Origin of the sequence: Microcoleus sp. D3_18_C2, from assembly GCF_036702395.1 — a bacterium.
Taxonomy (GTDB): domain Bacteria; phylum Cyanobacteriota; class Cyanobacteriia; order Cyanobacteriales; family Microcoleaceae; genus Microcoleus.
In genome coordinates this window covers 35,119-56,381 of the sequence record NZ_JAUBTG010000010.1, presented here as the reverse complement: position 1 = coordinate 56,381, position 21,263 = coordinate 35,119, and the positions used below count along the sequence as shown (strand labels likewise).

General features: G+C 45.7%; 19 protein-coding genes. 13 read left to right on the top strand and 6 right to left on the bottom strand.

Annotation, left to right across the window (positions count from 1 at the left end):
* Positions 1-169 precede the first annotated feature (169 nt).
* Both QUA88_RS09160 and QUA88_RS09155 read left to right on the top strand, forming a co-directional pair.
* Positions 170-376: a type II toxin-antitoxin system HicA family toxin gene (locus QUA88_RS09160; RefSeq protein WP_106148795.1), complete on the top strand. Its 207-nt coding sequence runs from the start codon at positions 170-172 to the stop codon at positions 374-376.
* Positions 373-603 carry a type II toxin-antitoxin system HicB family antitoxin gene (locus QUA88_RS09155; RefSeq protein ID WP_015175593.1) on the top strand — a complete coding sequence of 77 codons (231 nt, stop codon included), beginning with the start codon at positions 373-375 and terminating at the stop codon, positions 601-603. Before QUA88_RS09160 ends, QUA88_RS09155 begins: the two co-directional genes overlap by 4 nt.
* Before the next feature lie 5 nt (positions 604-608).
* Here QUA88_RS09155 and QUA88_RS09150 read toward each other — a convergent pair whose 3' ends face one another.
* Positions 609-857, bottom strand: a complete 249-nt coding sequence (locus QUA88_RS09150) for a DUF2281 domain-containing protein (protein ID WP_333054490.1) — start codon at positions 855-857, stop codon at positions 609-611.
* Between the two features lie 295 nt (positions 858-1,152).
* Between QUA88_RS09150 and QUA88_RS09145 the strand changes: the two genes are divergently transcribed.
* Genes QUA88_RS09145 through QUA88_RS09135 form a run of 3 tightly spaced genes read left to right on the top strand, consistent with a single transcriptional unit; the run spans position 1,153 to position 2,460 of the window.
* Positions 1,153-1,377 (top strand): type II toxin-antitoxin system HicB family antitoxin, encoded by a 225-nt coding sequence (locus QUA88_RS09145; RefSeq protein WP_333054489.1) that lies wholly within the window; start codon positions 1,153-1,155, stop codon positions 1,375-1,377.
* A 38-nt stretch (positions 1,378-1,415) separates the two neighbouring features.
* Positions 1,416-1,862: an excisionase family DNA-binding protein gene (locus QUA88_RS09140; protein ID WP_333054488.1), complete on the top strand. Its 447-nt coding sequence runs from the start codon at positions 1,416-1,418 to the stop codon at positions 1,860-1,862.
* A 19-nt stretch (positions 1,863-1,881) separates the two neighbouring features.
* Positions 1,882-2,460, top strand: a complete 579-nt coding sequence (locus QUA88_RS09135) for a PIN domain-containing protein (RefSeq protein ID WP_333054487.1) — start codon at positions 1,882-1,884, stop codon at positions 2,458-2,460.
* An 18-nt stretch (positions 2,461-2,478) separates the two neighbouring features.
* On the opposite strand, the gene QUA88_RS09130 is transcribed toward QUA88_RS09135, so the two are convergent.
* Positions 2,479-3,651 (bottom strand): DNA cytosine methyltransferase, encoded by a 1,173-nt coding sequence (locus QUA88_RS09130; protein ID WP_333271327.1) that lies wholly within the window; start codon positions 3,649-3,651, stop codon positions 2,479-2,481.
* A gap of 365 nt (positions 3,652-4,016) precedes the next feature.
* Here QUA88_RS09130 and QUA88_RS09125 point away from each other — a divergent pair, with 365 nt between their 5' ends.
* The 5 genes from QUA88_RS09125 (at position 4,017) to QUA88_RS09105 (ending at position 9,597) form a co-directional block, all read left to right on the top strand.
* Positions 4,017-5,072, top strand: coding sequence for an alpha/beta fold hydrolase (locus QUA88_RS09125; protein WP_333271324.1), 1,056 nt, complete (start codon positions 4,017-4,019; stop codon positions 5,070-5,072).
* Between the two features lie 407 nt (positions 5,073-5,479).
* Positions 5,480-5,626, top strand: coding sequence for a hypothetical protein (locus tag QUA88_RS09120; RefSeq protein WP_333271322.1), 147 nt, complete (start codon positions 5,480-5,482; stop codon positions 5,624-5,626).
* Between the two features lie 115 nt (positions 5,627-5,741).
* The gene (locus tag QUA88_RS09115) at positions 5,742-7,343 is read left to right on the top strand and encodes a metallophosphoesterase (RefSeq protein WP_333271319.1); all 1,602 of its coding nucleotides are present in this window, start codon (positions 5,742-5,744) and stop codon (positions 7,341-7,343) included.
* 182 nt (positions 7,344-7,525) lie between these two features.
* Complete coding sequence (locus QUA88_RS09110) at positions 7,526-8,254, top strand: DUF3891 family protein (protein WP_333054483.1); 729 nt, start codon at positions 7,526-7,528, stop codon at positions 8,252-8,254.
* A 374-nt stretch (positions 8,255-8,628) separates the two neighbouring features.
* Positions 8,629-9,597: a YegS/Rv2252/BmrU family lipid kinase gene (locus QUA88_RS09105; RefSeq protein ID WP_333054482.1), complete on the top strand. Its 969-nt coding sequence runs from the start codon at positions 8,629-8,631 to the stop codon at positions 9,595-9,597.
* A 52-nt stretch (positions 9,598-9,649) separates the two neighbouring features.
* On the opposite strand, the gene QUA88_RS09100 is transcribed toward QUA88_RS09105, so the two are convergent.
* A complete protein-coding gene (locus tag QUA88_RS09100; RefSeq protein ID WP_006631047.1) occupies positions 9,650-10,006 on the bottom strand; it encodes a hypothetical protein in 357 nt (118 codons plus the stop codon).
* 380 nt (positions 10,007-10,386) lie between these two features.
* On the opposite strand from QUA88_RS09100, the gene QUA88_RS09095 reads away from it, so the two are divergent.
* Both QUA88_RS09095 and QUA88_RS09090 read left to right on the top strand, forming a co-directional pair.
* Positions 10,387-14,880, top strand: coding sequence for a WD40 domain-containing protein (locus QUA88_RS09095; RefSeq protein ID WP_333271314.1), 4,494 nt, complete (start codon positions 10,387-10,389; stop codon positions 14,878-14,880).
* 310 nt (positions 14,881-15,190) lie between these two features.
* Complete coding sequence (locus QUA88_RS09090; RefSeq protein ID WP_333054479.1) at positions 15,191-15,415, top strand: AbrB/MazE/SpoVT family DNA-binding domain-containing protein; 225 nt, start codon at positions 15,191-15,193, stop codon at positions 15,413-15,415.
* A 125-nt stretch (positions 15,416-15,540) separates the two neighbouring features.
* Here the strand turns inward: QUA88_RS09090 and QUA88_RS09085 are convergent, their stop codons facing one another.
* The 3 genes from QUA88_RS09085 to QUA88_RS09075 all read right to left on the bottom strand — a co-directional run bounded on the left by QUA88_RS09085 (position 15,541) and on the right by QUA88_RS09075 (position 19,984).
* Positions 15,541-17,268 (bottom strand): ABC transporter ATP-binding protein, encoded by a 1,728-nt coding sequence (locus QUA88_RS09085; RefSeq protein ID WP_333054478.1) that lies wholly within the window; start codon positions 17,266-17,268, stop codon positions 15,541-15,543.
* A gap of 340 nt (positions 17,269-17,608) precedes the next feature.
* A complete protein-coding gene (locus QUA88_RS09080; protein ID WP_333054477.1) occupies positions 17,609-18,091 on the bottom strand; it encodes an FxLYD domain-containing protein in 483 nt (160 codons plus the stop codon).
* Positions 18,092-18,280: 189 nt separating this feature from the next.
* The gene (locus tag QUA88_RS09075; RefSeq protein ID WP_333210217.1) at positions 18,281-19,984 is read right to left on the bottom strand and encodes an NAD(P)/FAD-dependent oxidoreductase; all 1,704 of its coding nucleotides are present in this window, start codon (positions 19,982-19,984) and stop codon (positions 18,281-18,283) included.
* A 93-nt stretch (positions 19,985-20,077) separates the two neighbouring features.
* On the opposite strand from QUA88_RS09075, the gene QUA88_RS09070 reads away from it, so the two are divergent.
* Positions 20,078-20,992 (top strand): PPC domain-containing protein, encoded by a 915-nt coding sequence (locus QUA88_RS09070; protein ID WP_333271310.1) that lies wholly within the window; start codon positions 20,078-20,080, stop codon positions 20,990-20,992.
* Positions 20,993-21,263 lie beyond the last annotated feature (271 nt).

Here is a 21,263-nt window from a genome sequence, read left to right as displayed (position 1 = left end):
GATTTAGCATGGGGCCCAGAAACCGGGTTTTTACCGAATCTGCGGGCTACAACGGGTCTTTTCGTAAAAACCCGGTTTCTTTGGTTGGAGTGCAGAAACTAGGTTTTTGTATTTTTGTAGTTTGGGCGATCGGCTACAATATCCTAAACCTGATTAGCTGGCATCACTCATGCCTAAAAAGATTCGAGAATTGAAAAGCCTATTGCTAAAAGCAGGGTTTACTTACCGACAGGGAAAGGGCAGTCACACTGTATGGGAACACCCTTTATTACCTGAAAAAATTACACTATCAGGTAATGATGGTGATGATGCACCTAATTATCACGAAAAAAGAGTAATTTCTGATTTGCAGAAACTGAAGGAGATAGAAGAATGAATAGCCATTACAGTCTCATCATCGAGTGGTCAGAAGAAGATCGACTTTTTGTTGTCAGCTTGCCTGAGTTTACCGATGTCATGCAGCCTTGCACTCACGGACACACTTACGAGGAAGCGGCCAAACACGGACAAGAATTGTTAGAAACATTGATAGAACTTTATCAAGAAGATGGTAAACCTCTACCAGAACCTCAAACTTTGGGAAAACGATTGCAGATTGCGTAAAGTTATTAATACAACGCATCAGGAAGTGGCTCGTTAAAATCCTCACTCATCCAGCCCATCCCTTGATGCAGACCCAAAACCCGTTGTTGCCCAGGAGGGGGTGCAGCTTCAACTGAAGTGTTTTCGGGGATCGATCGCATCTGTCGTTCCAGCAAAAACTCTGCAAAAGCTAACAGAAGCTGCTGATTTTCCGGGAGTAAGTGTTGTAACTTGCCTAGCAAATCTTCCAAAAGTTCGATCGTTTGAGAAGTCATCTTATTCCCCTCAATGTTGGCGATAGTCTCATTTTATCCGAACGTATACTATTTCATTTTAACTGAGCGATCGCCCTAATTGTACATCTGCGCGGCCTCGGTCTTGAGTCGGGATGGGGAATTTCGGGCGATCGGGCGATCGAGTATAATAATTCAGAACTTACGCACGGGTAGCCAGAAACCGGGTTTTTTAACCACAATACTTGCTTAAAACCCTCAATAAGAGTTAAAAAACCCGGTTTCTTTGTGGGCTAGGGTGTCCAGGACTATAATTTCAACCCGAAACTTCAGAACCATGAAATATACAATTGTTATCCAATGGTCAGAAGAAGATCGATGCTTTGTCGTATTTTTGCCCGAATTTGAGGATGTAATGCAACCAGTCACTCACGGAGATTCTTATGAAGAAGCTATCTACAATGCGCGAGAGGTACTAGAGTTACTAATCGAAAGCTGTGAAGCTGAAGGTAAGTCATTGCCAGCAATTAAGAAGATAGAACGATTATTTCAGGCTGAATGAAACCGTAAATCCTAGAAAAACACATCACAAGAGAGACTATGTTGAAACAAAAACCATCGCCAGAATCTGTTTTAATTACCGAACAAGAAACAGAAGCTATAAAAAAATTACAGCAGATTCTCAGCATCGAATCCCCACAAGTAAAATTAGTGGCAAGTAATGGAGAAGAAATTCTCATTCCCGAATCAGTTTACAATTTGTTGGGTCAAATTGTGCGCGCAATGGCATCGGGTCAAGCTGTATCGATAGTAACTCACAATCGCGAACTGACGGTGCATCAAGCTGCCGATCTCCTGAATGTATCGCGAGCGTTCATTGTCAAATTGCTAGATGAAGGAGCAATTCCTTATATTGAAGTTGGTTCGCGCCGACGCATACTTTTTCAAGATTTAATGACCTACAAGCAACAGCGTAAAGTTCAGCGACGCCAATTATTAGACGAGTTAATCGAGATGACTGAAGAAGCTGGCTTGTACGAGGAATAGGACTAATTGAATCTTTAATATGACTAAGCTGCGTGTTGTACTTGATGCTTGCGTCCTTTTCCCGATGTATTTGCGCGATACTCTGCTTTCCACTGCTGATGAAGATTTGTATTTACCCTATTGGTCTCAGAAAATCATTGATGAAGTAATAGGCAATCTTGTTAAAGGAGGAACACTTTCGCAGGAGAAAGCAAAGAATCTTGAAAGGACAATCAAAATAGCCTTTCCTGAAGCAATGGTTGAAGTGCCTGTCGCACTAGAGAAAGCAATGACCAACGATCCTAAAGACCGTCACGTTCTTGCCGCAGCCATAACTGCTGGAGCTGATATCATTGTCACCAATAATCTCAAGGATTTTAGAGAAAACGATCTAGCTCCTTGGAACATTATAGCACAGTCGCCCGATGAGTTTCTGAGCGATTTATTGGACGAATACCCGGACTCAATAGTTGATTTATTACAGCAACAGTCTCAAAAGTACAAAAATCCCCCAAAGACTTTTACTGAATTAATTAATTTTTTAGGTGAAAAAGCAGGTACACCAAAGTTTGCCAGTAATATATTATTAAAAGTTCAGCGTCGCGAGGAAAATCAGTAATATCTTATTTGCTAATTCTTAGGCTTTGCCTGGAAGAATAACTTTACTAGGTTTGTTCACAGCAATATCAGTCAAATATGGAATAAGTGCCAAGCCGATACACTCCGCCAAACGAGGCGGCACGGCATTTCCAATTTGCCACATTGCCTTTTTCATCGAACGTTCAAAAATAAATGAATCCGGGAAAGTTTGCAATCTTGCCATTTCGCGAGCTGAAATCACGCGATTAAGATAAGGATGAATATGAGTGCCGCCGTGATTTTCTTTAACAGTCATACTCGGTTTTCCCGGATACTGTCGCTTGAAAGCATCGGCGTAGCTTTCATACAAAGAACCGCCTGGTGGAACTTTAGCAAGTCTTTCCATGTACTCAACAGAATGACGAGTCCATTCGTGGTTAATTTCCGGTATGCGAGTATATTCTGGTAAATCATCAATTGCTGACTCAATCGCTTGGTATTGTTCTGGAAACAATTGCGGCTTCGGATAGGGATTTTGCATCCCAAATCTATTGGCAATAAAAATAGCTCGCGGGCGGATTTGCGCGACTCCATAGGCGGCTGATTCCAGAACAGCAACGGACATATGGGGATAGCCAATTTCCTGAAAAGCATCGCAAATGGCTTGCTTAACAGCTCCTTTTTTTATAGTCAATATTCCGGGTACATTTTCCATGACAACATACCAAGGACGTATTTCAGAGACCACGCGGACAAACTCTCTAAATAAGCGATTTCGAGGGTCGTTGGGGTCGCGTTTTCCTGCAACTGAGAAGCCTTGACACGGCGGCCCACCTACAACAACATGAACTTCTGGCGAACCAATTTCAGCGAGCAAGTTTTGGGGATTTAAGTTTTTTATATCGTCGCACAAGTGATGGCAATCGGGAAAGTTTTTTGTATGAGTTGCTGAGGCGATCGCATTAATTTCAACACTTGCTACTGGTCGAAAACCTGCTTGCAATAAACCTTGGGTCATGCCGCCCGCACCGCAAAAAAGATCGACAAATGTATAGTCGGATTTTGGCAGTGACTGAGATTCAATATCAATGAATATCTTGTAGGGGTCACAGTCATTTGCTTCGAGTTCGCGTTGGATGCGTTCGTAGCGCCCTAATTTTGCTTTCTTCTGCTTTTTGGCAGGAATTGGTTCTTCCTCGTTTGAGAATAAAGACAGTTGTATTGCTTCCATTTTATATTTGTTTACTGCGTTCTCTCTGATGTCGCCCACTTGGGCCAGGGTGTAGAGCTCGATCGCGCTTGGAGTCGCAGAGTGCGATCGTCCTATTGTACATCTGCGAGGGGATGCAAGACTCAGAAACCTGGTTTTTGTAGTTTGGGCGATCGGCTACAATATGCTAAACCTCGTTAGCTGGCATTCTTCTCTATTCGCCAATAAATGGTTCCAAATAAATAGCCATTAATATTTTGGCTTGACTTCGCCCTTGAGTGCATTTACTCAAAAAGTATTGCGGTTTTCAGGGTTATTCGCTACAATAGCCAACCTGTCAAGTAAAAAAATCCCATCAACAAGACAGACATTTCCCACATCCGCTTATGACCATTGCCTATACTCCACCTTGGCTGCTCAACAACGGCCTATTAATGACGTTGTACACCGCATTAAGGGCTAGTCGCCGCTGGGAAAAGACGATCGCTTACCCAGAGCCCCCTTACCGAGAACACATCTTTACTGGTGCCTGTGGAGTCCCGATTTTCGGCTGGGTTGCCATCCCCGAAAATCCCCGATATACCATTGTCGGCACTTACGGCATTACTGGCGATCTGGATAATCAATGGTTTCTCAGGCTACTAGGCCGTAAAGCCTATGCCCAAGGCTGTGCAGTGGTATTATTTGACTGGCGAGCTCACGGCAAAACTGCCCAACTCTCTCCCACCCTGACTTCTGATGGTCTATACGAAGGTGAAGATTTCGTTCGGATTGCTGCCGCTGCTAAAGAAATGGGATGTCCCGCCCCTTTTTGGTTCACTGGTTATTCTCTGGGGGGACAATTAGCCTTGTGGGCCGTAAAATCAGCTCAGACGATCGCAGATTGGGGGCCGGACTTAGGGCTCGAAGAGTCAGAACTAGCAGGCGCGGCGGTGATTTGCCCCAGCTTGGACTCGAACCGTTCTCTGTCTTATCTAGTTAAAGATGAGTGGGGGAAATTTTTAGAAAAGGCGATCGCGCGACAGTTAAAAAAACTAGCAAAAAACATCGCCGCATCGCATCCAGGGGCGATCGATCCTGCCGCTATTGAACGCGCCAACAGCATTTGGGGCTTTGACCATGAACTGGTAATTGGCCCGTTAGGTTTCTCCTCTGTGGAAGAATACTATGAGGCTAGCAGCGCTCTACACATTTTGCCTCACCTCAAAAAACCCACTTACATCCTTTATGCAGCGGATGATCCGATGTTTGATCCGGTGCTTGTCTCTGAGTTGCAAGCCATTGGCGCGAACAATTCTGCCTTAGAATTAGTGGTGACAGCCTACGGCGGTCATGTTGGGCATATCAGTAGTAAACGTTGTCAGCATCAATTTGGTGATAGCGATCGGTGGTGGGCATGGAATCGGATTTTACAGTGGTTCGATGCCTTGAGCGTTGATTAAGATTATCAAATAAAACCTTAACACTCCTCGGCAATAGTTGCGGGGAGGAAAGGATTATGGGGTTTAATCCCTCCAGTCCCGAAGGTTAAAAATCTTTCGCAAAAACACCAGACATCTGGGTGCAAGCTGAATGGATTACTGGGACACAATTGTGCATAATTTGCACAGCCAGTTGACTTAACCTCGATGTGACGACAGCATAAGGATTAGAAGCAATTTTAGTTAAAAACTGGTGAATAAATATCGATTAATTTATTCGTTTTTTGGCGAATTGTGTCAGCTATTAACTAGGTAAAACTAAAGCTCCAACTCTCAATCTAATCCAACCGCCAATTGCTATAATTACTATCTCGTATTTAGAGTGCGCTGTAGAAGGCTTGCATTGTTAGTATTATCTTCCCACGTCCTTGATTGATGCCCTCGTCCTCGGCAACAAAAAACAGCACCGCCTCGTACAAAATCTTATTTTAGTTGAGAGACGGGGCGATCGCATCAAAACCAAAGAAACCGGGTTTTTGGCCGTTGCTGTCGGTTTTAACGCCGTATTCTCGTAAAAAACCCGGTTCCTGAGTACCCGCGCCTCGATTTTCAGCTTTTAGAGAGATGTAAAAACTCGCCCGATCGCTACACTATTAACTAGGAACTCAGCAATTTTGGAGAAGAGGTGAATTGAAATTCGTTTCCGACCCGCAAATAAAAGTCAAAATCCGCAAAATGAACGAGCGGGTGCGGTGGCAAGAACAGTCGATCGTCCATCGGGGAATCGACCAAACTCGGATGGTTTTGGAATCTCCAACCACCGACTCTCCAGAGTTTTCGTTTTTAGTTGTAGGCGACAGCGGCACGGGCAATCACCGCGGCTACAATCCCCAGCGACAGATTGCCGAACAGATGGTCTCCGAGCGCGAAACTTGCCGTTTCGTCCTCCACACCGGCGATGTAGTTTATCTCGTCGGTTCCAGCGAATATTACTTGCAAAACTTTATTCGCCCCTACCGAGAATTTATAGTCGGCGGCGAGGAGCCATCTCGGATTGCCTACGATCGCATGGTGTTTAACTTTCCGTTTTTGCCCGTACCGGGAAACCACGACTATTACGACTTGCCGATAGTCTACGGCCTTCTGTCGGCGACAGCTTTGCCGCTGCGCCGGCTGTTGGGTTCCAAGTTGGATCTCGATGTCGGCTGGCACGGTTCCGATCGCGGAAACACCTACGCCAAAGCCTTTCTCGACTACCTGCAAGCTCACAAAATGCCGGGAGAACTCGATCGCCACCTAGACGCCCACTACACCGCCAGCACCAGCACAGGCCGCTGCATCCGCTACCAACCCGGACGCTTTACCCGCTTACCCAACCGCTACTACACCTTCCGCAGCGGCGGCATCGACTTCTTCGCCCTCGACTCCAACACCTTCAACGAACCATTGCCGATCCCGAAAACCAAACAGGGCGACATTCGCCGCCAGAATTTGGAACTCGATCGTCAGAAGTTGGAACAAGAAAAATTGGCAATGATCGAAATCTGCGATCGGCTAAACCCCGAAATTCCCGAGGAAGCCGAACAGCTAGACGACTTGGGCGCCAAGTTAGAGCAAGTTGACGAAATCCTGATGGATATTGACAAACAACTGTCGTCGCACAAAACAGCAGCCACAGACGTTGAACAGCTCGAATGGCTGAAAAAAAGGCTGATTGACTCTTGGCGGGATTCCGAGGTGCGGGGGCGGGTAATTTACCTGCACCATCCCCCCTACGTAACCGAGGCGACAAAGTGGAATCAAGCTCAAACTTTGGCGGTTCGGTTGCGATTGCGCGAGGTACTCGACGCGGTGGCCGATGCTGTTGGGGACGCGGCGCAGGGGCGTCCGCTAGTAGATTTGGTGCTGACGGGCCACGCTCACTGTTTGGAATACCTGCGGACTGGGGATACTGGACACGGCGACTCTGGGATTAATTGGATTGTCTGCGGGGGAAGCGGCCACAGTCTCCGCCGCCAGCGCCCGGAAGGGCCGATGTTGGAGGAAGCATTGAGTCCTGAAGCTTATCGGTTGGCGCGGCAGTCTGGTTCCGAAACAGCCAGCCGGCGGGTAGCGGAGTCTTTGCTATTTGTCGGCCGCAGCGGTCAAGGTTCCCACAAACGTCGTCCTTATTCGTGTTTGCGGATTGATGTTCTCGATGGGTGTCCCCCCAAATTCCGCATCCGACCTATTGTTGTCGAACGATTTGAGGGGAAATGGCAGGATATCTCGATCGAACCTTTTGTGATTTAGCATCAGTCATTCAATTGGATTGTGGGGAGTAGGGGTTGGGCACGCGAGCCCGCCCAAACAGGCACTCCGGCCTGTTCCACAAAAATTCAATTTGATTGTGGGTTGGGCACGCGAGCCCGCCCAAACAGGCACTCCGGCCTGTTCCAGAAAACCAACATCACTTAATTCAGGACAAAAATTCAATGATTGCTAACTTAACCGCCACCGGCTGGGAAATTATTTACCACCGCGCCCATGCTTTGCTCGCCGCCCAACTTGGCGGACAGTGGAAGCGCTCGAAATCTCCGCTTCGGTTGTACGAAACCATAGCCGCGATTTCGCATCACGATGATTTGGAGAAAGAGTGGGAAGAAAATATTTTAACTGAAGCGGGCGCGCCCTTTGATTTTACTTTGCAGACGGAAACTTCTCTGCCTAAAATTAAAGCCATGACGCAGAATTCCCTATATCGCGGTAGGTGGGTAGCCATGCTGATTTCTATGCACATGAGTTATCTCAACGAAGGAAAGCGGGGAGAGTCCAAGGAACTCGACGAATTTTTGGACGAACAACTGGAAAATCAAAAAAAATGGCAAAAAGAGTTGAAGATTTCCGAGGAAGATGCTAAGGCAGCTTATGCTTTTTTCCAGTGGTGCGATCGGCTATCATTAATTCTTTGCAGCCGCGAGTTACCTGCAGGAGAACGAGCTTTAGAAATTAGTGTCGGCCCGGACGGCAAGCGCTACGATATTGTACAGCACAGCAACGAACTCGTGACTGTAACTCCTTGGCCTTTTGAAGACGATAAATTTACTGTCAACGTCGAAGCGTGCAATTTAAATCAAGTCAAATTTGACACCAATGAGGAAATCAAGGAAGCGTTGCACAAAGCTCCGCGCAAAGTCTTAGAGTGGACTTTTGTCAAGTCTTAACTAAACCTTTGAAAAATAGGTGAGGGTTGTTGTCGAAGTTTAGCGGGCATGGCATTTGTGTTAACTTAATCTTAAAACCATGTCTCATATTATGTCGGGTCGATTACCCCTAATACGGTAGGGGTTCCCCTCACGAAAAATATCTGCCAATAATTGACAATCTCAAAAACCTGCCCTGTTAATCGCGGTCACTCGATCGGACATGATATCAATCAGCATTATAGTTGAGTCTTGATCCCCCCCTCACCCCCCTTAATCAGGGGGAGTAGGGGGTGGACAAGAACACTCAAAGTCAACTCCTACTCCCCTGATTAAGGGGGATTTAGGGGGAGCGAAACTTCGATATAAACGTTACGTATTACCTATTACCAACTATGAAACGTTCAGCTTGCCTAATTTTCAATCCAGTCGCCGGTAACAGCGACCCCGACCAAGACTTAGCTAGAATTCAGGAACTTTTAGAGCCTTTTATTGACTTAGACATTCGTCTGACAACCCCAGAATTAGACGCAGATCAAATCGCCCGCGAAGCAGTTGCTAGGGGAGTTGAAGAAATTATTGCTTCCGGGGGCGACGGCACATTATCAGCAGTTGCTGGGGCGATTGTGAGCACAAATATTCCTTTAGGAATTATTTCGCGGGGAACGGCTAATGCTTTTGCGAATGCTTTAGATATTCCGAATACAATTGAAACCGCCTGCGCCACTATTTTGGGAGGGTTGACGCGGGTAGTGGATGCCGGGATTTGCAACGGTAAAATGCCGATGGTTTTGTTAGCTGGAGTGGGTTTTGAGGCAGAAACTGTCGAACTAGCCGATCGCGAAATGAAGAATCGCTGGGGAATGCTGGCTTACATTTTGTCAGGAATTAAACAGTTAAACAATTTAGAAAGATTTGAAGCGGAAATAGAAACCGACGATAAAATTATCCACCTTACTGCTGTGGCCGTAACAGTAGCAAATGCAGCGCCGCCTACTTCCATTTTAGCTCAAGGCCCGGCGGGGATTGTTTTTGATGACGGCTTGCTGGACGTGACGCTGGTTGCGCCGGAGAATAAAGCTGGGGCGATCGCAGCTTCTTATCACCTATTGCAAACCGCTTTGAGCGGCAATCCTACCGATCGCGATGACATCGGTTATTTGCGGGCAAAAAAAATAAAAATTACTACCGATCCGCCTCAAAAAGTGGTTTTAGACGGGGAAATTATCGGCATGACTCCGGTTTCTATTGAGTGCGTTCCGGGAGGTTTAACTATTTTTGTACCGCGAGTTGAAGAAGCACCAGTGGTGGAAAAACTCACTGGTTTAGCGGACATCGAAGTTACATTGAAGCCCTCAACTTAAAAATTTTAGCGAAACAAACAAAAAGAAAGACCGCCCGGGCGGTCTTTTGTTTTTAGGCGTCTAAAATTTGGCGAATGCGGCGCTCCAAACGTTCGAGATCGAGTCCGCCTTCATCGCGGCTGATGCGTCGCACGGTGACGTTAACATTGCTCAAATCGGCAAGCAAATCTTGCAGGATTTCTTGTTGCTGCCGAGCTTGAGTTATTTCGCGCGGTTCCTGCACCAAATCGCGAACGATTGTATCTTCCGCGCGCGAAGCAACGATCGGGTCTGCTTCGCCGTCTACGTGTACGAAAGTGCGCCGACCGGGCCCCCGTTCTTCTTCAATTGGTATTACTGCTGTTACTCGATCGGAGCGTACATATTTGCCAAATCCCAGGTGGACTAAGACAGAAGATTGTATTTTCATAGATAGCAATTTTTATTTGTTAGTTATCTATATTTTAACTTTGCCAACTCAGAGATGACAACTAATATCCTAGCTGTTTGTACTACAATATGTGTCGGTATTTTCTGTGTTTTATAGTTGTCAATTTTCCTAAAAAGTGCTAAGTTAATTAACTGGATATAAGTTACCAACGGTGGGTCAGAAACCGGGTTTTTAACGAAAAGACGCGCTCCAACCAGCAGATTCGGTAAAAACCCGGTTTCTTTGGTCGGAGCGCGTAAATCCTGTTACCATAATAAAAATAGAGCAGTTTGCGATCGCCCGCAACGCATTTCAGGGACACAGCCTACCGATTCTAGATTTGAGCATTACTTCCACGGAAAAACAGGAAAGCCTAAATCATGCTAATTAGTCTCGACTTAGTTATCAGTATCCTGACGACAATTCCCTTCGGCACTATCAAAGACAAGTTTCAGCGCAACGAAACTGTCATCAAAATCTTAAAAAGATTTAACCTCGACCCGGATGCTCCGCCCGCAGATTTTAGCGGAGTTTATGTTTATACTTTAGTAGAATACGGCGCTGGCAAACCCAAGCAGATTTTAGAACTGTTTCGCCAAAAAGAGATTGAATCAGCATTTCGCAAAGCCTTCGAGTCCGATAGCCCAGCCATTTTAATTAAAGCAGGCGATGAATATCTGAATGAGAGTGCTTTAGGCAAAGAAATTCGAGATTTAGGCATTGACCCCAGACGGGAATTCATGGCATTTGCCGCCGTGTTTATGGAAGTAGCAAAGCGGACGCGGACGCTGGGAGATGTGATGATGGGAAATTCGATCGCCTCTTTGCAAAAACGCCTATCTATGGTAATGGATCGCATCGATCGCCTCCCCACTATCGAAGGAATTCGCACCGAATTTGCGCGGTTAGAAGCCGAAGATTATCCGGCACTGCCCGCAGCAGCATCAACCAATATTCAAAAATCTCAAGTTTTTATTTTATCGCAACAAGTTCGCGGTTGGTTTGAAACATTAAGTTATAAGTTTGAGCCATATCAAATCTCGGAAGATAACTATTTTGAATGGATTATCAATGTTCCTGTCAGACGCAATCGGTACGATCGCATTTTAGTGCGCGGAATTGCCGGAGAAGCCGGACTCAGAGACATCTCAGCCTTGCGCGAGTCGGTGGAAAAACAGCGCACCGATGAAGGATGGTTAGTCACCGCCCGCCGCATCAGTCGCGCCGCGCGGGATGAGGTAGAGAAAGACGAAAATCGTAATTTAGCTTGCTATACGTTTGATGAATTACTCGACCAAGATGCCGATTTTACCGCTTATCTGGATTGGCTAGAAACAGAAATTACTAGCCGAGAAATTGATACCAAATATGTGCCGCTAGCTTGTACGAAAGAAGAAATTGACCCCGATACTCACCGCAAGATAGGCGTGAGTCATTATGACGGGCGAGATGGCTGGATCGAAGGTTATATTGACCTGTGGTTGAATGACCCAGTAAAAGAACATATTTCAGTTTTAGGAGAATTTGGAACCGGCAAAACTTGGTTTGCGATGCACTATGCTTGGATGGCGCTGCAACGCTACAAAGAAGCTCAAAAGCGCGGCTTGGAACGTCCGCGTTTGCCGTTAGTAATTCCTTTGCGAGATTACGCGAAAGCAGTTAGCGTCGAGTCGCTGTTTTCCGAGTTTTTCTTTCGCAAGCACGAGATACCTCTGGCGGGTTATTCGGCCTTTGAACAACTGAATCGCATGGGCAAGTTTCTGTTAATTTTCGACGGTTTTGATGAAATGGCCGCTAAGTGCGATCGGCAAGAAACCATCAACAACTTCTGGGAACTAGCAAAAGCCGTCGTTCCCGGCGCAAAAGTTATCCTGACTTGCCGTACCGAACACTTTCCTGAAGGCAAGGAAGGACGGGCATTGTTCAATGCAGAACTGCAAGCATCAACAACCATTTTAACAGGCGAAACTCCCCAATTTGAAGTCTTAGAATTAGAGAAATTTAACGACGAACAAATTGGGCAAGCGTTGTCATTTCAAACAGAAGCGGCGACTGTAAAAAAAGTGATGGGAAACCCGCAACTATTGGATTTAGCGCGTCGCCCGGTGATGACCGAGTTAATTTTGGAAGCATTGCCCGATATTGAAGCTGGAAAACCAGTAGATATGTCGCGGATTTATCTGTATGCGGTGCGGCGGAAGATAGAGAGAGATATCAAAGCAGAACGTACTTTTACGTCTGTAGCAGATAAGCTTTACTTTTTGTGCGAACTGTCTTGGGAAATGCTGTCTACCAACCAAATGAGTCTCAATTATCGCGGTTTTCCCGATCGCATTCGCAGCTTGTTTGGTTCCGTGGTGCAAGAGGAAAAAGACTTAGACCACTGGCACTACGACATGATGGGTCAAACGATGCTGATTCGCAATGCAGATGGCGATTATACTCCGGCGCACCGTTCGTTATTAGAGTTTTTTGTCGCTTATAAATTTGCAGCAGAATTGGGAGTTTTGGCGGCAGATTTTACCGAATTAGTTGCGCCGGAACAGTCTTGTGTCAACCCTGATGCAGAACCTCGATCGTACACTTGGTCTAATTACTGTCGGCTTCAAGCAGAGAAGAGAAATAAGAATGAACTCATCGCGCCTTTAAAAGGATTTGTTGCTGAAGATTTAGGGCAACTTCTTCAGAGTTTCGGACAAGCGCGGCTGACTAAAGCTGTGATGGATTTGTTGTTACCAATGGTAGGGGCTGTACCCTCGTGCCGGCCCTGCCTCGATGTAGGGGCAGCTACGGAGGAATTATTGGAAATTCTGGAAGCAACGCGGGGAAAAACTGAAAGTGAGGTAGGTTATGTGGGAGGGAATGCGGCGACGCTGTTGGTGAAAATCGATCGAACTGCGTTAGAAGCAAAAGACCTTTCTCGTGCAGTTATTTTAGGTGCTGATTTTACAAATGCTAGTCTGCGCCACGTCAATTTTGCTGAAGCAAATTTAGCTAATTCTGATTTTACTAAAATCTTCAGCAGTGTTCGGTCAGTAATATTTAGTCCTGATGGCAAACTGTTAGCTACAGGTGATAGCGATGGCGTAGTTCGCTTGTGGGAAGCTAGCAGTGGCAGAGAAATATTGACCTGTAAAGGACATACCAACGTGGTGGAGTCAGTGACCTTCAGTCCTGACGGTGAGATACTTGCTAGCGGGAGTTATGACAAAACAATCAAGTTATGGGATGTCAAGAGTGGTGAATGTTTAAAAGTGTTGCAGGGACATACCGAATCAGTAATGTTTGTCACCTTCAATCCTGATGGAAATATACTCGCTAGTGGGAGTTTCGATCGCACGATAAGGTTATGGGATATCCGCACGCGTAAATGCCTGCAAATTTTGCAAGGTCATACTGAAAGTGTGTTTTCAGTGGCTTTCCATCCTGCTGGTGAGATGCTTGCCAGTGGCAGCAGCGACACAACAGTAAGGTTGTGGAATATTCACACTGGTGAATGCCTGCAAATTTTGCACGGTCATACTAAAAACGTGTTTTCAGTTGCTTTCAATTCTATTGGTGAAATACTTGCTAGCGGCAGCGGCGACGAAACAGTGAAGCTGTGGAATATCGGCAGCGGTGAATGTCTCAAAACTTTGGAGGGACATTTCGGTCATGTACGGTCAATAGCCTTCAGTCCTTCGGACGAAATACTCGCAAGTGGAAGTCAGGATTGCACAGCAAAACTGTGGGATATCAACAGCGGTGAATGCTTGAATACTTTGCAAGGGCATAACGATCGAGTAGGGTCAGTCGCCTTCAGTCCAAACAGTGAAATACTTGTTAGCGGCAGTTACGATAAAACGCTGAGGCTGTGGGCTATTAACAGCGGTGAATGCTTGAATACGCTGCAAGGGCATAGCAATCAAGTAAGGTCGATCGCCTTCAGCCCCAACGGTGAAATGCTGGCCAGCAGCGATGATGAAAAAACAGTCAAGCTGTGGGATGTCAGCAGTGGTGAATGCCTCCAAATCTTGCACGGACATCTCGATCGGGTAGACTTGGTTGCTTTCAGTCCAAATGGTAAGCTACTTGCTAGCAACAGTTATGACGAAACATTGAGGGTATGGGATATTCGCAGCGGTGAATGCCTTCATACTTTGCCAGAAGTTGACAATGAAACACGATCGATCGCCTTCAGTCCAAATGGTGAAATACTTGCGAGTGCAGGTTACAAACAAACGGTGAGGTTGTGGCATATCGGTACTGGCGAATGTCTCAAAACGTTGCACGGGCATAACAATTCTGTATACTCGGCTGCTTTCAGTCCTTTGGGTGAGATATTTGCCAGTGCAGGTTTTGACGGAACGGTGAGGCTGTGGGATATCCATACTGGTGAAGGCCTCCACATCTTACAGGGGCATACGGGTTGGTCACGCGCGATCGCCTTTAGCCAGAACGGTGAAATACTTGCCAGTGGAAGTGTCGATCGAACAGTAAGATTATGGGATGTTCGCAGTGGTGAATGCCTCCAAATCTTACAGGGGCATACTGATTGGATACGTTCAGTTGCCTTTAGTTATTCTGGTGAAATAGTTGCTAGTGGAAGTGTAGATGGAACGGTAAGAATATGGGATATTCGTACAGGTGAATGTCTAAAAATTTTGCAATGTCATACCAGTAGAATTAACTCTGTTGCCTTCAGTTCAAATGAAAAAATTATTGCTGCTTGCTGTCGGGATGGCACAATTAGACTTTGGGATATTGAGACTGGTGAGTGCCTCAAAATATTGAAAAGTGACAGACCTTATGAAAACATGAATATTGCAGGAGTTACGGGTTTAACGGAAGTTGAAAAAGCCACGCTCAAAGCTTTAGGGGCTGTTGAAAATTAATCGTCGCAAAGGCTGTCACTCCACTAAGTCCGACAGGGAATGAATTCCCTGTCTAATAGCGAAAGTCCTCTAAAGAGGACTAAAGAATTAATTAGTCCTCTTTAGAGGACTTTCGCTTTGAGGCAGGGGTTTCAACCCTTGCCGGACTGCGGGTTTACCCTTAATCTGCATCTACATCATCGCATTCATGCGACAGTCAAATAGAAAAAACCTGAACCGAATCTATATCTACTCTTCTCTGCTAGAATATAGTTGGAGCAAGCGGAGAGTCAATTTAAAATATAAGTTAAATCACTCTGGAGGCAAAACAATGAATACGGCTAAATTATCGATCGCTGATGACTATCAGACAGTCATATTACCTAAAGAATTTCATTTGGCAGGAAATGAAGTGTATGTCAAAAAAATAGGAGATGTTATTGTCCTAATCTCCAAAGAAAATACTTGGCAAACTTTTTTTGATAGTTTAAATATGTTCGCGGATGACTTTATGCTAGTCAGGAATCAGCTTCCTTTGGAGACTAGAGAGGCTTAAGAATGACATTATTACTAGAGTTATCCTGAACATCACTTACCCACGAGTAGTCAGAAACCGGGTTTTTTAGATAATACTTGGTTGAGGCCAGCAGAAACGGCCAAAAACCCGGTTTCTAAAGTAGCCTACTGACTAAACTGTTGAGCGTAGTAGCCAGCATAGCGAGATCCCTTTTCCAGCAACTCCTCGTGCGTCCCAGATTCGACAATTCTGCCTTTTTCCAACACTAAAATACGATCGGCTCTCCGCACAGTAGCCAAGCGGTGCGCGATAATAAACACCGTGCGATCGCGCATCAATCTTTCCAGCGCTTCCTGCACTAAACCTTCGGATTCCGAATCCAGCGCCGATGTCGCTTCATCCAAAATCAAAATTCTGGGATCGAGCAAAACTGCACGGGCGATCGCAATTCTTTGTTTTTGCCCGCCAGATAAATTTACACCCCTTTCTCCTACCCAAGTTTGATAGCCATCGGGAAACTCATTAATAAATTGATGAGCGTTAGCAATCTCCGCAGCTTTTTGCACATCTTTCAGTTCATAATAAGATTGACCGAAAGCGATATTTTGAGCAATTGTACCCGAAAATAAAATCGTTTCTTGCGGTACAATTCCGATTTGCCTCCGCAGAGTATTTAAGGTGACATCTTGAATATCAATACCGTCAATTAAAATCTGTCCCGCTTGCGGATCGTAAAATCTGGGTAACAAGTTTACTAAAGTAGTTTTACCCGCACCGGATGCGCCCACGAGGGCAATCATTTCTCCGGGAAGTACCAGCAAACTCATACTTTGTAAAATGGGTGTCTCTGAGTTATAGGCAAAATTAATGTTGCGGTATTCGACTTTTCCGGTAACGTGGGGAAGTTCAATTGCACCCGATTTTTCGACTACAGCGGGTTCAATTGCTAATAATTCAAAAATGCGATCGCTAGAAGCTTCTCCCTGCTTAAAATCCCCGTAATTAGCAGTTGTGATAGCAATGGGGTCAATTAAAAGTGCCACCCCTGCGATATAACTAATAAATTGAGTACCTGTGAGATTTCCTTGAGAAATTTGCCAACCTCCCAGGAAAAAGAGCAAAATTACGCTCATCGCTTCCAGAAAGCCAACTACAACGAACTGAAGTGCTTTTATTCTTTCGGACAAATACTTAGCGCGGCGGTTTTGTTCTGCTTCTTCTGCAAAGCGGGCAATTTCGTAGTCTTCAGCCACAAATGCTTTGATTAAACGAATGCCGCTGAATACTTCTGTCAGCAAAGCAGATAAATCAGAGATGCGATTTTGACTTTGGCGCGAGTAACTTAGCAGTCTTTCACCAAACCAGCCAATTAAAATAGCCATCAGCGGTGCAATAATTAATGCACCTAGAGTTAATTGCCAGTTGAGATAAATCATATATCCCAGAACCGCAATTAGCTGCAAAACACAAGGGATAAACTGATGAAAAAATTTATTTACTACTTCGCCAATGCGGTCAATATCTTCGGTGAGGCGGTAGGATAAGTCTCCGGTTTTGGCTGTTTCAAAGTAGCCGAGATTGAGTTTTTGCAGGTGGGAGTAAACTTTTTTGCGGATTTCCAAAGCAATAGTCAAAGCAGCTTTTGCCATCAGCGTATCTTGACCGTACTGGGCTGTACCGCGAATTAGAAATATAATGGCGCTGAGTGCCGCAATTTGAGCGAACCCTTGTAAATCTCCTTTACCTATAAATTTGGCAGTTTCGCCAACTAGCCACGCTATAATCGGCCAAAATATGGTAAATACTACGGTACAAGCTAATGCTTTACCGATGGTTTGTTTTTGGGGACGGAGGTAGGGTAAGATTTGCCAGTATGTCGATCGAGTTTTCAAGATATTTTGCCCTCGCAAATTCTGTTTTTGGGGTTCTCTGCAAGAATATTCAAACTTCGATCCCCCCTAACCCCCCTTAATAAGGGGGGGACAAGATTATTATTGCAAGTTCCCCTTTTGAAGGGGGATGCGAGGGGATCTCTGCGTAAGTCATAGAGATATCTGAGCCAGAATATGATAACAGCGATCGGTAAATAATACTAATTCTCAAAACTCATGGAATAGTTGCTGTAGGGTGCGTCGCCATCTACAATCTTCAAAAACAGCGACAATCTCAAAGCGACGCACCTTACTATAACCTCGATCGGGTTTCTGGAAGTGGGTCGCCATTTATCAACAATCATTCTTGCCCGTCTGCATGAGTCGCTAGTACCTGAGCCCCCTCGACAACTTCACCCCGAAAAGCGGCTGACTGTCCGGGTGCAAGAGTAACTGGTTGAGAGTAGATAAATCCGTTGTCAATTAAATTGCCTGACTCGTCCAAAACTTCATAATTGACTTTGACATTCTTGATTGTTTTGCAGCCTCGATTAAGCACTTGACCGCTGAAAAAGTTACCGTCATAATTAGCCGCCGCAATTGAAACTTTTGCAGCAATGTTGGAACCGGTAATGCAAGTTTGGGAAGTTCCAGATGCTGGCTGTTTCTCGCACAATTTGCCCAAGTCTACTGTTTTGCCTTCGGGAGTTTTCATGTAGCAAAATGGCTCATCAACTGGTGATTTTTGAGCCATTGTATTTGTAGCGTCTGCCAGCAAAGGAATAGCAGATATCGGCGAGATTAGAAAACTCGATAAAGCTACTGTGAAAGGTAAAATAATCATGTTTTTTGGCAATAACTTGTACATGATAATTCATATATTTTTTACGTTTGCATATCTCTATGTATGGTGGATCTCATGACTAATTTAATTTTTTGGGCGGGCTAGAAGCCCAACCCCTACTCCCCACAAGAATTAGATGCACGGGCTAGGAGCAACGGCCCACAAGAATTAGATGTACACCTGACGAGATTATCTAATACTCGGCTTTCTATTCCTAAGATTCCGCGCTCCGGGAATTTTCCGGCTGGGACGGCGATTGTTCAAACTGCTCGCAGTTCGAGTATTCACAGCATCAGCAGCAGCTATTAAACCTAAATCTTGCAAGATTTCAACAGCCGCCCTTTGTCCAGTTTCGCAACCGCCTTCCATGTAACCTTGATTTTCCAGCGAAGTGTGTTCCCCGGCAAAATATAAGTTCCCAACTCGTTCGCCTTCAACGCCGTACATTTGCGTCCACTGTCCTACTAAATAGCAGGAATAAGAACCTTTAGAAAAGCGTTCTCCCGGCCAATATGCTCGCACAGCTTTGCCCGATCGCAAATTTCTCACTCCGGGAAAAACTCTTTCAAATTGGTTCAAAAATCTTTGTGCTTGGTCTTCTGGAGTGCCGGCACCGATCGACAAACCCTGCTTTCCTCCTGTAAAATTAGTAACTAAACCGTTAGGAGTAGGAGCGAAAGGCGTAGCTTCCCAGGTATTCTGGAATCCTAAATCGCTATAAACAGAAGCCGTCGATTGATAAGGTTCCCGCCAAATGCGGCTGCGGTAGCCAGTAATTAACTTAGAATTAGTACCGTAACCCAATTGCTCGATCGCCCTGCGCTTTGGTTGGGGCAAAGGTACGTTAATTTTAACGTCTCGCAGAGTGCTGAACGGTAAAGTTAACAAAACTCGCTCGTAAGTGCGATCGAACGCGCTTAGTCCCGATCGCAAATTTACGCGATAGCGGCCATCCGGCAAAAGAGTAATCGCTTCCAAAACCGTCCCCGCCTCGATCGAACCAGACAATTGACCCGCCAAACGGTTGATAATTTGACTGTTGCCGCCGTCAATTTGATAGCGCTCATCGCTGTCGCCGTACAATTCAAAACTGCCCGCTTCAGAACTGATTAAAAACAGCAGATTTAACGCCGACTGCTCCTCGGTATCTCGACCGTATTCCGTCGTGTAAGCAATGCGGAGTAACTGCCGGACAATCGTGCTAATCTCGGCTTGGTCTACATATTCAGCGATCGAAAGATTGTCCAATCTTTCCGCTGCTTCTGTAAAATCAAGATAGCTAATTTCATCGCCAACCGCCTGCAAATCAGCAGTAATTTTACTCGCTAGTGGCGCAAATTCCGCGATTAATTGCTCAAGAGAAAAGCGCCGTCCTTGAAAGAAAAAAGTATCCTTCACCAATCCACTCTGCACTTGGGCTAAGTCGATCGCCCGCAAACCCAATTCCGTCGCCAGCGAGATTAAATTAGTGTGGCCGGTGTCAATAAATTCTCCCCCCAAATCCGCCGGAATCAGCGTTCCAGCCACCTTGGGAATAGTGCGTATCCGCCCCCCCACGCGGTTCGTTGCCTCGATTATATCGGCACGCACACCCGCTTGGCGCAAGCGATAAGCCGCCGTCAAACCAGCAATTCCCGCACCCACAACCAAAATCGGCGATCGTCCACCCTGTTGAGCAAAAGCTCCCTCTCCCTCCCTGGTAAAAGTCGCAGCAGCGGCAGCCCCCGCAGCAGCTAAACCCCCGTGCAGCAAGCGGCGCCGAGATATGGCAGAATTAGGAATGCGATCTGTCAGCATCCCCAGCAGTTCATCAGCCGGAATGCCCGTTTCCCTTGATTTCTGGGCAATGCTTGCAGCGCGGCGCAGCATTGCCATCAGTGCAGATTTAGCCATAATTAAGACATCCTCACAAAACAAAACTTTGATGTAAACTGGATTCTCGATCGTGCAATTTCCAGACTAAAGTCCAGAGAGATTTTTTTAATAATGCTAACCCTCAGAACACTGTTCGACAGCAAATTTTATCTCGAAAACAACCCAGATGTCGCCGTAGCAGTTGCCAGAGGCACGGTATCGAGTCCCTTCGATCACTACCGAAAAATTGGCAAATTTGAAAATCGCGACCCGAATGCCCTGTTCGACGCCAGCTATTATTTAGACACCAATACAGATGTAGCGGTATCAGCCAAACTCAATGGCTTTTCAGGGGCCGATCACTTTATCAGATTCGGTCAATTTGAACTACGCAACCCCAACCCATTCTTCGATGTTAATTTTTATCTAACAAGCAACCCAGACGTGCTGACTGCAGTCCAAACCAATCAATTTACCCCATTTGAACACTACTTCAAAGCCGGTCAATTAGAAAACCGCAAAGCCAGCATTTTCTTCGATCCCAGCTTTTATCTAGAAAAATATCCGCTGGTAGCAGCAGCAGTCCAAAGCGGCGCAGTTCAAAGTGCGATCGACCATTACATTCAATTCGGTCAACAAGAAGGATTGTTGAGCACTCTCCCCGATCCCGCCGACAATTTGAACGCAGCAAAAAGCTTGGGCATTCTCACAGAAATTCAAACGGCGAGCGATTTTGTGGGAGATGCTGAACCAGCCGACATTTACAGTTTCATCCTCAATACTCCCAGCCTTTTCAGTGTAACTGTTGACGGTTTGAGTGCAGATGTTGATGTTGAATTAATTCAGGATCTGAACGGCAACGGCGCCGTTGGATTAGACGATATTATTGCTTCGTCTAACAATTTAGGCACGTCTTCAGAAACAATTGTCAGTAATGGGGCTTTGCCTGCGGGGACTTATTTCGTCCGCGTTTCTCAATTTCAAGGCGATACAAATTATGACTTGAGATTGCTAGCCGCTCCCTCAGCAATACCGCCCCAAATTTAAAATCAAAATAACGTATATAGCAAGCCTAAATCAGTCAAACCAACCCAGACTTCTCCTCATATCAAATCCGGTAGCATCGTCCTGTATTCATCTCTGTATTCTCCCCCTCTGCGTTCTGGAGCGCCCTCTGCGGTTAAATCATTCCGATGCAACCGGAAACGATATCACTTCTCCTCTATTTCTTCGCGGTATTTGCGCCTTCGCGGTTCGTAAAAAACATCTAGTTGACAAATGATTTAGACTTGCTATAAAACAGGCTGCAAAAAGGGCG